The following is a 14,541-nucleotide window of genomic DNA, read 5'->3' on the forward strand; positions in this document are numbered from 1 at the left end:
GGACGAGAGTCAGATCCGGTTGCGGTTTTTCCCGGTTGCCGGGATAAACCGCAACCGGATCCGCGGCACCTGAATCAATCACCAAGCTGCCGATCGAGGTTGATGGCCGCGCTGATCAGCGCTAGGTGGGTGAACGCCTGCGGCATGTTGCCCAGTTGTTCACCGGTCAGACCCACCTGCTCGGCGTACAGGCCGAGGTGGTTGGCGTGGGTGAACATCTTCTCGAGCGCGAGACGCGCGTCGCCCAGACGGCCGGTCCGGGTGAGCGCCTCGACGTACCAGAACGAGCACAGCGAGAAGGTACCCTCGGCTCCGTCGATGCCGTCGTGCCCGCCGTCGGTGTCGTACCGGAACACCAGGGAGTCGCTCACCAGTTCTTCCTCGATCCGCTGGAGAGTGCTGAGGAACCGATCGTCGGTGGGCGACAACAACTTCACGGCGGGGATCAGCAACAGTGCCGCGTCCAGGCGGTCGGAATCGAGGGTCTGGACGAACGCTCCCACCTCGTCGTTCCAACCCCGCTCCATGATCTGTACGAAGATGTCGTCGCGGGCCTTCATCCAACCGGCGACGTCACCGGGCAGTCCGCGCTGACGGCTCATCCGGATCATCCGCTCCAGCGCCACCCACGACATCACGCGCGAGTAGACGTAGTCCTGCGGCTTGCTGCGCACCTCCCAGATGCTTTGGTCCGGGCGATCCCAGTTGTCGACGAGCCAGCCGGCCACCGTGCACAGATGTGTCCACGATCCATAGGAGATGCCCGGTCCGTACTTGTTGTACAGGTACACCGAGTCGATGAGTTCGCCGTAGATGTCGAGCTGGAGTTGATCAGCGGCGGCGTTCCCGATCAGCACCGGCGAGGTCTGCCGGTAACCCTCCCAATGATCGAGCTCGGTCTCGGCCGGTGGTGGATCGCCGTCGAGCGTGTACATCAATCGCAGCGGCCCCAGATCTCCCGACACGTCAGCGCCGTCGTCGAATCGGCAGGTCAGCCAGTCCATGAACGCACTCGCCTCGTCGGTGAACCCCATCCGCAACAACGCGTAGAGCGTGAACGCCGCGTCGCGGATCCACACATAGCGGTAGTCCCAATTCCGTTCGCCGCCGATCTCCTCGGGAAGTGCGGCGGTGACCGCGGACACCACCGCCCCGGATGGTTCATGCGTCAGCAGTTTGAGTGTGAGCGCCGACCGATGCACCATCTCCCGCCATCGGCCGGTGTAGGAGGACCGAGAGACCCAGTCCTGCCAGAACGCGACGGTCGCGGCGACGACCGCGGGAGAACTGTCGTGGTCGAGTACTTCCGGCCCGATGGGGTCGGGAGCGAGGACGAACGTGACGCATTCGCCGGTCTCGACGATGAAGTCGGCCAGCGCATCCCGGTCGTCGACCGTGTCGACGCTGACGGTCGAGACGAGATGCAGCACCAGGTCGTCGGTCTCGAAGCGAACCCGGGATTCGTCCTCGACGACGAGGGAATGTGCCGCACGGCCGTAGTCGAACCGCGGCGCGACCGTCACGCGGAACCGGACGGAACCCCGCACACAGGAGATCCGACGGATGATCCGCGTTCGGTGGTCGGGATCGTGTGGTCTGGCGATCGGCATCAGGTCCTGCACCTCGGCGACTCCGTCCTCGCTCAGGAAGCGGGTGACGAGCACGTTGGAGTCGGGAAGGTAGAACTGCCGGGTGGTGACGTCACCGTCCACCGGTTCCACCGTCCAGGCGCCGCCTCGGTGCGCATCGAGCAACGAGCCGAACACGCTCGGCGAGTCGAACCGCGGACAGCAGAACCAGTCGATCCGCCCGTCGACTCCCACGACGGCCGCGGTGCGGAGGTCACCGATGACACCGTGGTCGGCGATCGGCAGATAGTCGCCGGTGGAGTCGGCAGTCGTCGCGCCGTCGCAGCGGGAAGTCGGAGTGGCGTCCTCGCCGGATTCGGTCGCGGTGCTCATGGCCGCCATTCGGCGCGTGACTCGTCCCGGATGGGCCGGCGTGAAGCGATCATGTTCGCCAATCCGCCGACCCCGAACACGCCGATATCGGACACTCGGTGCGAGGAGTACCTCTCGACGGAAGGACGCATCGGTGGCGACAAGCAGCGCGGGCACGAGCATGACCGACGACGCCGCCGGCGTCTTCGCCGACGCCAAGGCCTACACCGACGAGCCGCGACTGCATGCCGCGATGGCGTACCTGCGTGCGCACGATCCCGTGCCGCGCGTCGACCACGGTCCGTACCGGCCGTTCTACGCCATCACCAGGCACGCCGACATCATGGACATCGAGCGCGACAACAACCTGTGGCTCAGTGAACCGCGACCGGTGCTGACCACCGCGGCCGCCGACGACGCCGCCCGAGCGCAGCTGGAATCCGGTGCGGGACTGCGCACCTTGATCCACATGGACGACCCGCATCACCGCAAGGTCCGCGCGATCGGCGCCGACTGGTTCCGGCCGAAGGCCCTGCGGGATCTGCAGTCGCGCGTCGACGAACTCGCCAAGCGCTACGTCGACCGGATGCGCGACATCGGCCCGGAGTGCGACTTCGTCGAGGAGATCGCGGTCGGTTTCCCGCTGTACGTCATCCTCTCGCTGCTGGGTCTCCCCGAAGCGGACTTTCCGCGGATGCATCAGCTCACACAGGAGATGTTCGGTGCCGACGACGCCGAGTACCGGCGAGGGGCAACCATCGAGGAGCGGATGGCGACACTCCTGGACTTCTTCGCCTACTTCGGCAAGCTGACCGCCTCCCGGCGCGCTCACCCGACCGAGGACCTCGCGTCGGCCATCGCCAGCGGCCTCGTCGACGGCGAGCCACTCTCCGATGTGGACACCGCGTCGTACTACGTGATCGTGGCGAGCGCCGGGCACGACACCACCAAGGACGCGATCTCCGGTGGGCTACGGGCGCTGATCGAGAATCCCGGTGAACTCGAACGTCTCCGGCGCGAACCCGAACTCATCGGCACCGCGGTCGAGGAGATGATCCGATGGACCACGCCGGTCAAGGAATTCATGCGCACCGCCGCCGAGGACACCTCGGTGCGGGGTGTCCCCATCGCCAAGGGTGAATCCGTCTATCTCGCCTACACATCGGGCAACCGGGACGAAGAGGTCTTCGACGATCCGCACACCTTCGACGTCGGCCGCTTCCCCAACAAACACCTGTCGTTCGGTTACGGCGTCCACTTCTGCCTCGGCGCCGCACTGGCTCGAATGGAGATGAGGAGCTTCTTCGCCGAGTTGATCCCGCGGCTCGACACCATCGAACCGGCCGGAACGCCCGAGCTGGCCGCGACCGTCTTCGTGGGTGGACTCAAGCACCTGCCGGTCCGCTACTCGCTGCGCTGATCGAGCCGAATGTCATTCGGTTGCCTGACAATCGGAGTGGCAGCTGTCATTTCGTGAACCGACGGGTCGGATGTCCGTCGGCCGGCTGCGTGGTCCCTGACAGCGCCCCCGCATATCATTGGCCCGCCCCATCGCCACCTTTCGAGGAGTACTTGTGGACGAGCTCACCAAGGGCTCCAAGACCGCCCTGAGCACGACCGCGCACCTCGTCGAGGTGCACAGCGGTTCGCCCGACGACGTCGACCTCATCGCAGTGCTCCTGACTGCGGGGCACAAGGTCCGCACGGACGACGACCTGATCTTCTTCAACAATCCCAGCTCCTCCGGAGTCCGGTTGCAGGGCTCGAGTTCTTGTGTGGTCGACTTGCCGTCGGCGCCCCCCGACGTCGACCGGATAGTCGTTGCGGCAAGTACCGAGGCACAGCGGAAGACTGTCGAACAGATCGGCCCGCTGACGGTGACCATCTCGGGTTCGGGCAGATGGGCGTTCACCCCACCGGACCCGGGCCCCGAGACAGTTCTCCAGTTGGTGGCGTTCTATCGCCGGGACGGAGATTGGAAGCTGGACGCGATCGGACAGGGTTACCGCGAGGGGTTGGACGCCTTCGCCACCGACTTCGGAATCGTGGTCGACGACGCGCCGAACCAGCAGACTGCACAGATCGCGACGCCGGCCCCTCCGACACCTGCCGCCCAACCGGCGCCGGAAGCACGATCACCGATCAACATGTCCAAGGTCAAGGTCTCGATCACGAAGGACTCGACGGAAAAGACCGCGTCCATCGACCTTCGCAAAGGATCCTCGGATTGGGTTCTCACCGTGGGCCTCGAGTGGGACGGGCGCGGCGCCGTGTACGAGGCCGACGGTCGGGTCAAGCAGTACGGCCAGGGAGACCTCGACGTGTACTTCTTCTGCCGCGACGAGGTCGCGCACAAGTATGTGGTCATCAGCGGCGAGCAGGGCCACCGCGGCGACCTACGCAGTTGGCCCTTCATCGAGCACCACGGGGACAGCCGCGGTCCAGGACGAGGGAACAAGCCCGCCGTCGAGCAGGTCACGGTGCTACCGAAGGAGAACGGCGATCTCCTCGTCAATGTGTACCAATCCGTCGACAACGGGGCCGGTGCGATCGACAAGTTCGGCAGGCCGCGGGTGGCGATCCGATACGGACGACCGGGCAAGAACGGCCTACCCGAGCCGGACAGCGACGAGATCCTCGTCCATGTCGGCAACAGCAAGAACTCGTTCTGGGCAACGGTTGCGCACATCGATGTGCAGGACGGTGTGCTGAAGGTCGACGGGACGACCCGCTACAGCAAATTCTTCTCCGAGCGGATGCCCACTCTCGACCGCACCGGTAAGTGGGTGCGCAGTGCCAAGGAGGCACCGACCGGACGCAGCAAGAAGGCGAACGGCTCGGGGCTGGACCGCTACCACGGAGAGCTGTGACGGCACTCGGGAAACCCCGGACAGCAGAACGGTTTCAGTTCTCGACGGTCAGTTCCACCCGCTCGTCGTAGAAGCAGATGAGGTCCCGCACTGGCTCGGCGTCGATCAGCGGATCGGTGTAGGTCCACGCCACGTCGGGCACGATGTCGTCGCCGACGATCGCCGAGAAGTAGCTCGCCTCACCCTTGTACGCGCACACCGTGACGGTGTCCGACGGGACGAGCAGGTCCATCCGGACATCCTCGCGCGGAAGGTAATGACGGGGCGGCAGATGGGTTTCGAGTAACAGCGTCGGGCGTCGACTCTCCGCCAGGACCGTGTCGCCCACCGCCACCACAACATGCCGGCTGGTGTCGAGACAGTCGATGCGCTGGAACGGATCGTGTGGATGACCGATCGCCGTCTGGTCCTCCTCCCGCCACTCGTCGAAAGCCGACCAGTCCAGCAGGACGTGATCGGCGAGGTCCGGGTCCTGCGGCCGAAACCCGGCGCCGCGCAGTGTCCGTCCGCCGGCCTGGAGGTCGTAGACCGTGCCGGTCGTGGTGTGGAGCGCGAACGGATCGTCGGGCGTCAGGATCGACGCATGCTCGGCGGTAGCGTCGGTCTGCTGTGGATTGTCGAGTCGCGCAACAACATCGGAAGCGGGTACGGCGTAGCACCCGACCACTCGATGTGGCTCCCAGACCTGGAGGGCCGTCGCTGAGTCGACGACGACCTGCCCGTCGACCATAGCGCGCACCCGCCGGCGCATGTCCGCCCAGCGCAGCGAACCGAGCTGGGACATCGTGAGTTCGTCCATCGACGTGGCCATGGTCCGATCGTCCTCCGATCACGCGAGGTACGCCAGGGTCGGTCAGCCCCCCCGAGCGGAGCGACCCATCTCCATTCCCTGAGGCACGAGCGAAGCGGCCCACCCCGAGCAGGGGGCTCGGCGTCGAGAGTGACCGCTTCGAGACTCGGCGGCAGGCCCGACGAGACCCAACGGTGCGACGATGGGCAGGTGACCAGGCCCACGGACACCGACCGCACCGGCTCCGGCGACGCCGAGTGGAACCGCTCCCAGCGCGACGAAACGGAAACCCAACGGCTGGACCGCAACTGGAACTCGCTCCTGCAGGAGCTCCGCGTCGTGCAGACGGGCGTGCAGATCCTGACCGGGTTCCTGCTCACCCTGCCGTTTCACGACGGGTTCGAGGAACTCGGCGGGGTGCTGCGGACCATCTACCTGATCACCGTGTCGTGCGCCGTCGGTGCGGCGATCCTGCTCGCCGCGCCGGTGGCCCTGCACCGGGCGCTGTTCCGTCAGCACCAGCTCGCGCTGATCGTCTCCTATGCGCACTACCTCTCGTTCGCCGGTCTGACACTGCTGGGACTGGCGTTGTCCGGTGCGGTCACGGTCGTCTTCGGCGCGACCGCCGGGCCGGTCCCGTCGGCGATCGCCGGAGTCGTCACGCTCGTCGTGTTCTCCCTCGCCTGGCTGATCGTCCCGCTGTGGCTGCGCGCGACGACCGGCTCGCCGCAGGAGTCCGCCGACGACCCGCGGCGTTGACAGCGTTCACCCGCCGGGGTACCCAGACGAAGTGACCCTCGCACCGAGTTTCATCGAGAACCGCTACGACGAGGTGACCGTGCTCGCGTCGTCACACGGCGGCGCGTTTCCCTACGGCAACACCGTCGTCGTCCGCGGCTCCGCTGCGACCATGGTGATCGATCCCTCCCTCGAGGTCGACCACGATCCCGTGCACCCCGACGCGGTGATGATCAGTCACGCCCACGAGGACCACATCGCCGGCCTCCGGCACTTCGCCGCGGACAAGTTCGCCCACCACGCCGATGTCGACGGCGTGCGATCCCTCCAGGTCCTCCTCGACAACTACGGTTTGACCGACGAACAGCGAGCCGGCCTCGACGCCCAGATCGGCGACACCTTCGACCTGACGCCCGGCTTTCCCGACGCCGCCGGGGTCGACGACGGGCACGTCTTCGAACTCGGCGACGTCACGGCAACGGTCGTGCACCTGCCCGGTCACACCGCGGGACATTCCGGTGTGCTGGTCGAGCCGACCGGCTTCCTCTACCTCGCCGACATCGACCTCACCTCGTTCGGACCGATGTACGGCGACCTGGGGAGCAGCGTCGACGATTACCTGGCGTCGATCGCGCGGGTGCGGGAGATCGACGCCCGCTGGTACGGCACCTTCCATCAGAAGGGAGTGGTCACCGGCGCCGACGACTTCCGCTCGCGCCTCGCGGACTACGAGGGCGTCATCCACCGGCGCGACGAGCGGCTGCTGGAACTGCTGCAGCGGCCGCGCACCGTCGACGAGATCGTCGTCGAACGGCTCGTCTACCGCCCGCATGTGCAGCTGCCCTTCGTCGACGCGGTGGAGAAGCGCACCGCCGAACTCCATCTCGAGCGGCTCCTGCGCCACGGGCAGGTTGCCCGCTCCGGTGACGGCGTCTACCACCGCGCGTGACGTGATCGCGCCGGCCGGGGAGGTTTACCGGATGTCCGGATCGGACACCCTCTGCAGGTTCATCGACATCAGCGAGAGTGAGGAGCGAGGAATGGGCACCGACACGACGCGCGAGAACAGCTGGGACTTCGGTCTGGACAGCGCGATCCCCGACCTCGGCGACTCCGGCGACGTCGAGATCTCGTCGATCGATTTCAGCGACACCTACTACGACACCGAGGACCGGGACCTGCTCGCCCACGGCACCATCGTCGTCCACTCCGACGGCGGGGACTCCGACGGCGGGGATGAGGATCAGCACGCCGGCTGGCGGGTCACGACCCCGTCCGCCGGCGAGGACATCACCGAGCAGATCGACGCACCCTCCACCGCCGTGCCGTCGGCGATCGCCGATGCCCTGTGGGGTCTGAGCGGCGGAAAGCCGTTACGCGTCGCGGCGATCGTCCACACGCACCGAACCCGCCACCGGCACCTCGACGCGAACGGCGAGGTCGCCTACGACGTGGTCGACGACACCGTCTCGGCCACCGCCACCGGCCCGGTCGCCACCGCCACGTCGTGGCGCGAGGTCGGGGTGCGAGCGGGGTCCGGCTCGACGACCATCCCGAAGAGCGTGCGCAAACGGATGGTCGGGGCGGGCGCCCGTCCGGCGTCGGCATCGTCGACGTTCGAACGCGCGGTCGGGCACGAAGCGCCCCGCCGTGCCGTGTCGGTCTCGCCGGCCGCCGTCGCCGTGGCGGACTACGTCCGGGAGCAGATCTCGACGATCTTCGCCGGTGATGTCGCCCTGCGTCGGGGCGCGAACCCGGTGCACGCCGTTCGAGTGGCCATCCGACGGCTGCGCAGCACCCTCCGGACGGCCGCTCCGCTCTTCGAACCGGACGGTCTCGCGGGTCTCGACGACGAACTCCGATGGTTCGCCGGTGTACTCGGCGAGGTGCGTGACCGTGAGGTCCTACGTGCGCGATTCGCCTCCGCGGTGGCAGAACTCCCCGACGAGCTGGTTCTCGGACCGGTCGCGGCGCGGATCGAGGAAGAGCTCTCCGCGCAGCAGCACCACCATCGGCAGAGCGTCACCGACGAGATGCGGTCGGACCGGTACCTCGTGCTGTTGTCGACACTCGCGACCTGGAACGACTCGATCCCGCTCGCCGACGACCAGATCACGAAGAAAGAGTTGCGGCGCATCGCCACCCGGGCCGCGCGCAAGGCCGACAAGCGCCTCGCGCACGCGCTTGCGACCGGCCACGAGGAGGATCTCCACCGGGCGCGCAAGGCGGCGAAACGGGCCCGGTACGCCGGTGAGCTGGCCGCGCCGGTCGTCGCCCGGTCGACCGGGCGGGGCCAGGCCAAGCGGTACAAGCGAATCCAGACCGTACTGGGCGAACACCAAGACGCCGCCGTGGCGGCCCGCACGCTACGCGAGCTGGGGGCCGGAGCCGGAACTCGCAAGGGAGAAAACGGATTCACCTACGGAATCCTGTACCAGCGCGAACTCGCCGCCGCCGCGGCCGCCCGTGACGCCGTGCTGTCCGGGACGAACTGACGCCTGCCGCGTCACCCGCGCGGCGTCTCGAGGATCGCACGCCGCAGCTCGGTGTGGTCGTCGAAGAACGTCGTGTCCGGTCCATACCGCCGGAAGGTGTCGCTCCCCCGGCCGGTGACCACGACCACGTCGCGGTCACCGGCCATGGCGGTGGCGAGCGAGAATGCCGTCTGCCGGTCCGCCTCCTCGATGACCACCGCGGATGCCGCGCGACGCGCGCCCCGGAGGACAGCGGCCCGGATCGCGGCCGGGACCTCGTCCTCGGGACTCTCGTCGGTGACGATCACGACGTCGGCGTGCTGTGCTGCGACCTCTCCCAGGGGTTCCCGTTTTCCCGGGTCACGCCCGCCGGTCGCGCCGATGACCACGATCAGTCGCCCGCCCTGCGTCAGCGACCTCAGGTACGGGAGCATCGCGTGCTGTCCCGCGGTGTTGTGCATGTAATCCACGATCGCCCGATAGGGCTGCCCGGCGTGCACGGGTTCGCATCGGCCCGGGATCCCGGTCACCGAGGAGATCCCCTCGGCCGCCGCGGCGAGGTCGACGCCGTCGGCCACCACGGAGGTGAGCGCGACCAGGGCATTGCCGACCTGATGAGGACCCAGCACCTGGAGCCCGATCCGGGTTCGCCCGTGCGGCGTGTGCACGGTGAACTCGGTCCCGAGGCGACCGGTCCGAATCCCGGTGGCGACGACATCGGCGTCCTTGCGGGTGGTCGAACAGGTCCAGGTCTCGGTCGTCGTGTCGCCGGCCAGTCGCGCACCCCAGTCGTCGTCGATGTCGATCACGGCGATCTGCGTCCGCTCCGCGGTGAACATCGCCGCCTTGGTGGCGAAATAGTCCGCCATCGATTCGTGGTAGTCCAGGTGGTCGTCGGAGAGGTTGGTGAACGCCATCACCCGGAACACGGTGCCGTCGACCCGCCCCTGATCGATCGCGTGCGAAGAGACCTCCATGGCGCAGCAGGTGACGCCGTGGCGCCGGAACGTCGCCAGTGTCCGTTGCAGCATCGGCGCCTCCGGCGTCGTGCGCACCGGGACGGTGTCGCATCCGGGTCCCCGGATACGCGCGCCGGAGATGAGCCCGCCGGCCTCGCCCGCCGCGGCGAGGGCGGCATCGACGAAGTGGGTGGTACTGGTCTTGCCGTTCGTGCCGGTGACGCCGAAGACACGCAGGTCTCGCGACGGCTCCCCGTGGAACCACGACGCCAGCGGTCCCATGACCCGTCGCGGATCGTCGACGACCAGCGTGGGCAGGAGGGACGACGGGCGATCGCTGATCACCAGTACGGTCCGGCCGCCGCCACCTCCCGCTCGAAGTCGAGTCCGTGCCACCGGCTGCCCGGAATCGCCAGGTAGGCGTCCCCGCGACGAATCGTCCGGGAATCGTCCTCGACGTCGCGGACCACCGCCGAACCGGCGTCGGCGGCGCCGACGACCGGCACCCCGAGATGGTCGGCGATACGCGCGACGGTGACCTGTCCACCCAGGTCGAGGTCCGCGCTGCGAACACTCCGCTCCGGGCTCATCGCGCCGTGGTACCCGTGGTGCGGACACCACCAAACCTCGACGTATGGCGCCGACCCGGGCGCGCATCCGGTCGGTCAGCCTGCCGATTACGTGCAAATCCCCGTAATCGGACACGGTTCGTCAACCCGCGAGTAAGTGTGACCCGCATCACATTGCATAGCAAGCGTTGCGGCACTTGACCTTTGACTCGCGAGCCGCAACCGATTTCGAGTGGGGTGTTACATATGCCCTCGTCGTGGCAACACTCGGGTTGTAGCCCGATCACGAACCGCACCAGAGGGGAGCAAGAACCGATGACCGTCTCCACCACGACCGTCCACCAGCAACTTCGCGCGATCCTCGCGCTGACGCACACCGAGATCCAGATCGCCGAGACCCGGCAGGCCCAGGCCCGCACCGACGCGATCCGCAAGGAACTCGCCGAGAACGCCGAACATGCGCGCGAGCGCGCGCTCACCATCGAGACGGCGCTGCGTGACCGCGGCGGTCTCGTCGACGTGGTCCGTCCCGTGCTGGGCCGCTTCGGAGCCGTCGCCAAGACGCTGGCCGAACAGACCCAGCCGCTCGACGAGGCCCTGCTCGACGACCTCGCCCTCGAGCAGCGACTCGTCGCACGCGCCACCTACCTCAAGGCGCTGGCCACCGGTCAGAAAGACCAGGCGCTCGTCAACCTGGCCGATCAGCTCATCGATGCGCACACGGCCACAGTTCACTGGCTCACCACGGTTCTCGCCGAGGAGGCGCTCGGCGGCCCGGCCGCGCTGCGTCGCGGACCCTCGCAGTGGGCCAGCGGGCTGGCGGCACGCGCCCTCACCGCACCGGCACTCGGAGCATCGTGGGCCATCGACCGCACCGCCGAGTTCGCCCGCCAGTTGCCCGATCCCGTGGACTCGATCCGCAGCCGCTTCGGACGTGCGGTCGACGACGCGACCGAGACCGCGTCGCGAGCGGGTGACGCGGTCGGCAACGCCGGCGCAGCCGTGTCCAAGACAGTCGCCGCCGGTCGTGACGCGGCACTCGAAGCCGTCGAGGAAAGCGCTCGCGACAACGGTGCCAAGGGTGCCGCCGACGCGCTCCACCAGTTGCGCGAGATCACCGGAACCGTTGAGGCCGAAGATCTCCCGATCGAGGGCTATGTCGGCCTGAACGTCACCGACGCCGTGGCCGCGGTCAAGGAGCTGACCAAGCCTGCCGACCTGCGCGTCACCCTCGCCTACGAAGAGGCGCACAAGAACCGCCAGCGCGTGGTGTCGGCGATCGAGATCCGATTCGCCGAACTCGCGAAGGACCTGGTCGGCATCGACAGCTGATCTGCCGGACCGACCGACCCGACGGCCGCCATCCACCTGATGGCGGCCGTCGTCGTGTCTGGACTGAAAAAGAAGTTTGGATCAGATCCAGAAAAACCGTGCGAGACCGCGTCGACGCCCCTATGGTGAATGGCGTGGCATCCACATCGGACTACGCCCAGCAACTCCGGGCCGCAGATCTTCGTGTCACCCAGCCGCGGGTGACGGTGATGCACGCCGTCGACGATCACCCACACGCCGACACGGACACGATCTACCACGCGGTACGCGAAACCCTCCCCAAGGTCTCACGTCAGGCCGTCTACGATGTGCTGCACGCCCTGACCGAGCGCGGTCTCATCCGCCGGATCCAGCCGTCGGGTTCGTTGTCGCGCTACGAGTTTCGCACCGGAGACAATCACCATCACGTCGTCTGCCGCGCCTGTGGCGCAATTGCCGACGTGGATTGCGCAATCGGGGAAGCCCCATGCCTGACCCCATCCGATGACCACGGGTTCGTCCTCGACGAGGCCGAGGTCATCTTCTGGGGACGATGCCCCGAGTGCCTCAGTACAGCCCCGACCTGATCACACCCGTGTGATCACAGCCCGTCAGTTGTTCCCCCTCGAAAGGAATGTCGTGACCTCCGACAGCCGTCCACCCAATCCCGACGACAAGACGCGAAGCAACAGCGAGAGCGAGAACCCGGTCATCTCGTCGCCGGAGCCCAAAGCGCATGCGCCGCTGACCAACAAGGACTGGTGGCCCGAGCAGATCGACCTCTCGATCCTGCACGCGCATTCCTCGCTCTCCAACCCGCTCGGCGAAGACTTCGATTACGCAACGGAATTCGCCAAGCTCGATGTCGAGGCACTGAAGGCAGACCTCATCTCGCTGATGACCACGTCGCAGGACTGGTGGCCCGCCGACTACGGTCACTACGGCGGCCTCTTCATCCGCATGAGCTGGCACGCCGCCGGCACCTACCGCATCTACGACGGCCGCGGCGGCGGTGGTCAGGGTGCACAGCGATTCGCCCCGCTGAACAGCTGGCCGGACAACGCCAACCTGGACAAGGCGCGTCGCCTGCTCTGGCCCATCAAGCAGAAGTACGGCACCAAACTGTCCTGGGCCGACCTGCTGGTGTACGCGGGCAATGTCGCCCTGGAGTCCATGGGCTTCAAGACCTTCGGCTTCGGCTTCGGCCGTGAGGACATCTGGGAGCCCGAGGAGGTGTTCTGGGGTCCGGAGGATGCGTGGCTGGGCACCGACAAGCGCTACTCCGGTGAGCGCGAACTGGCCAAGCCGCTCGGCGCGACGACCATGGGCCTCATCTACGTGAATCCCGAGGGACCCGAGGGCAAGCCGGATCCGCTGGCCGCCGCCGAGGACATCCGCGAGACCTTCAGCCGGATGGCCATGAACGACGAGGAGACCGCGGCGCTCATCATCGGCGGTCACAGCTTCGGCAAGACCCACGGCGCGGGCAACGGCGATCTGGTCGGCCCCGAGCCCGAGGGCGCTCCGATCGAGCAGCAGGGCCTGGGCTGGAAGTCGTCCTTCGGCAAGGGCAAGGCCGAGGACACCATCACCAGCGGCCTCGAGGTCGTCTGGACGTCCACCCCCACCCAGTGGGGCAACGGGTTCCTCCAGAACCTCTACGGTTACGAATGGGAACTCACCAAGAGTCCCGCGGGTGCGTGGCAGTACGTCGCCAAGGACGGTGCGGGAGCGGGCACCATCCCCGATCCGTTCGGCGGTCCCGGGCGCGCCCCGACGATGCTGGTCACCGATGTCGCACTGCGTGAGTCGCCGATCTACGCCGACATCACCCGTCGCTGGCTCGACCATCCCGAGGAACTCGCCGAGGCGTTCGCCAAGGCCTGGTACAAGCTCCTACACCGCGACATGGGTCCCGTCAGCCGATACCTCGGCCCGTGGGTTCCCGAGCCGCAGATCTGGCAGGACCCGGTTCCGGAGGTGGACCACCCGCTGATCGACGCCGACGACATCGCCTCCCTGAAGGGAAAGCTGCTCGAGGTGCTCTCGCCGACGCAGCTCCTCAAGACCGCGTGGGCGTCGGCCGCCAGCTTCCGCAGCACCGACAAGCGCGGCGGCGCCAACGGCGCACGCATCCGCCTGGAGCCGCAGAAGAACTGGGAGATCAACGAACCCGGCGAACTGGCCAAGGTGTTGCCGGTCCTCGAGCAGGTCCAGAAGGACTTCAACGACTCGGCGTCGGGAGGCAAGAAGGTGTCGCTCGCCGACATCATCGTCCTCGGCGGCGCGGCCGCGGTCGAAAAGGCCGCCGAGGCAGCCGGATTCCCGGTCACCGTGCCCTTCACCCCCGGCCGCACCGACGCGTCGCAGGAGAGCACCGACGTCGACTCGTTCGAGGTCCTCGAGCCCCGGGCCGACGGCTTCCGCAACTACAGCAAGGGTGGCGAGAAGACACCGCTGGAGTCGCTGTTGCTCGACCGCGCGTACATGCTGGATCTCACCGCGCCGGAGCTGACCGTCCTGATCGGCGGCCTCCGGGTGCTCGATACCAACTACGGTGGCGCCAAGCACGGTGTGTTCACCGACCGACCCGGGGTTCTGTCGACGGACTTCTTCCGCACCATCGTCGACATGAACATCGAGTGGAAGACCGGCTCCGACGAAAACGTCTACGAGGGAACCGATCGCGCCACCGGCGAGAAGAAGTGGACCGCGACCGCGGCCGATCTCGTGTTCGGATCACACTCGCAGCTCCGAGCACTGTCCGAGGTCTACGCCCAGGACGACTCGGCGGAGCGGTTCGTCGACGACTTCGTCAAGGCCTGGGTGAAGGTCTCGCACAACGATCGGTTCGATCTGGCCTGATCTCTCACCGTCGCAACCCAGAACA

General features: G+C 67.4%; 12 protein-coding genes. 8 read left to right on the forward strand and 4 right to left on the reverse strand.

Translation table 11 applies throughout. The features are described from left to right. Window positions 1-74: 74 nt before the first annotated feature. Window positions 75-1,970 carry a glycoside hydrolase family 15 protein gene (locus AMD30_RS01215; protein ID WP_055474550.1) on the reverse strand — a complete coding sequence of 632 codons (1,896 nt, stop codon included), beginning with the start codon at window positions 1,968-1,970 and terminating at the stop codon, window positions 75-77. Window positions 1,971-2,121: 151 nt separating this feature from the next. Between AMD30_RS01215 and AMD30_RS01220 the strand changes: the two genes are divergently transcribed. Both AMD30_RS01220 and AMD30_RS01225 read left to right on the forward strand, forming a co-directional pair. After that, window positions 2,122-3,360 carry a cytochrome P450 gene (locus AMD30_RS01220; RefSeq protein ID WP_055474449.1) on the forward strand — a complete coding sequence of 413 codons (1,239 nt, stop codon included), beginning with the start codon at window positions 2,122-2,124 and terminating at the stop codon, window positions 3,358-3,360. A gap of 154 nt (window positions 3,361-3,514) precedes the next feature. Next, window positions 3,515-4,810 (forward strand): TerD family protein, encoded by a 1,296-nt coding sequence (locus AMD30_RS01225; protein ID WP_055474450.1) that lies wholly within the window; start codon window positions 3,515-3,517, stop codon window positions 4,808-4,810. A 34-nt stretch (window positions 4,811-4,844) separates the two neighbouring features. On the opposite strand, the gene AMD30_RS01230 is transcribed toward AMD30_RS01225, so the two are convergent. Continuing rightward, complete coding sequence (locus AMD30_RS01230) at window positions 4,845-5,621, reverse strand: DUF427 domain-containing protein (protein WP_055474451.1); 777 nt, start codon at window positions 5,619-5,621, stop codon at window positions 4,845-4,847. Window positions 5,622-5,810: 189 nt separating this feature from the next. Between AMD30_RS01230 and AMD30_RS01235 the strand changes: the two genes are divergently transcribed. From AMD30_RS01235 to AMD30_RS01245, 3 genes are all read left to right on the forward strand, one after another. After that, the gene (locus tag AMD30_RS01235) at window positions 5,811-6,359 is read left to right on the forward strand and encodes a DUF6328 family protein (RefSeq protein WP_055474452.1); all 549 of its coding nucleotides are present in this window, start codon (window positions 5,811-5,813) and stop codon (window positions 6,357-6,359) included. A gap of 31 nt (window positions 6,360-6,390) precedes the next feature. Beyond that, window positions 6,391-7,287, forward strand: a complete 897-nt coding sequence (locus AMD30_RS01240; RefSeq protein WP_055474453.1) for an MBL fold metallo-hydrolase — start codon at window positions 6,391-6,393, stop codon at window positions 7,285-7,287. Window positions 7,288-7,378: 91 nt separating this feature from the next. After that, the gene (locus AMD30_RS01245) at window positions 7,379-8,833 is read left to right on the forward strand and encodes a CYTH and CHAD domain-containing protein (protein WP_231632615.1); all 1,455 of its coding nucleotides are present in this window, start codon (window positions 7,379-7,381) and stop codon (window positions 8,831-8,833) included. 11 nt (window positions 8,834-8,844) lie between these two features. Here AMD30_RS01245 and AMD30_RS01250 read toward each other — a convergent pair whose 3' ends face one another. Together AMD30_RS01250 and AMD30_RS25360 are read right to left on the reverse strand one after the other, a co-directional pair. After that, window positions 8,845-10,116 (reverse strand): Mur ligase family protein, encoded by a 1,272-nt coding sequence (locus AMD30_RS01250; protein ID WP_231632616.1) that lies wholly within the window; start codon window positions 10,114-10,116, stop codon window positions 8,845-8,847. Next, window positions 10,113-10,361, reverse strand: coding sequence for a hypothetical protein (locus AMD30_RS25360; protein ID WP_231632617.1), 249 nt, complete (start codon window positions 10,359-10,361; stop codon window positions 10,113-10,115). The genes AMD30_RS01250 and AMD30_RS25360 overlap by 4 nt, the downstream gene beginning before the upstream one ends. A gap of 294 nt (window positions 10,362-10,655) precedes the next feature. Between AMD30_RS25360 and AMD30_RS01255 the strand changes: the two genes are divergently transcribed. The 3 genes from AMD30_RS01255 (at window position 10,656) to katG (ending at window position 14,516) form a co-directional block, all read left to right on the forward strand. Further along, window positions 10,656-11,672, forward strand: a complete 1,017-nt coding sequence (locus tag AMD30_RS01255) for a ferritin-like domain-containing protein (protein ID WP_055474454.1) — start codon at window positions 10,656-10,658, stop codon at window positions 11,670-11,672. Window positions 11,673-11,794: 122 nt separating this feature from the next. Next, the gene (locus tag AMD30_RS01260) at window positions 11,795-12,238 is read left to right on the forward strand and encodes a Fur family transcriptional regulator (protein ID WP_010844737.1); all 444 of its coding nucleotides are present in this window, start codon (window positions 11,795-11,797) and stop codon (window positions 12,236-12,238) included. 52 nt (window positions 12,239-12,290) lie between these two features. Next, window positions 12,291-14,516, forward strand: coding sequence for a catalase/peroxidase HPI (gene katG / locus AMD30_RS01265; protein WP_055474455.1), 2,226 nt, complete (start codon window positions 12,291-12,293; stop codon window positions 14,514-14,516). Window positions 14,517-14,541: the final 25 nt, after the last annotated feature.

The sequence above is a fragment of the Gordonia sp. HS-NH1 genome (genome assembly GCF_001418765.1).
In the GTDB taxonomy this organism is placed as follows: domain Bacteria; phylum Actinomycetota; class Actinomycetes; order Mycobacteriales; family Mycobacteriaceae; genus Gordonia.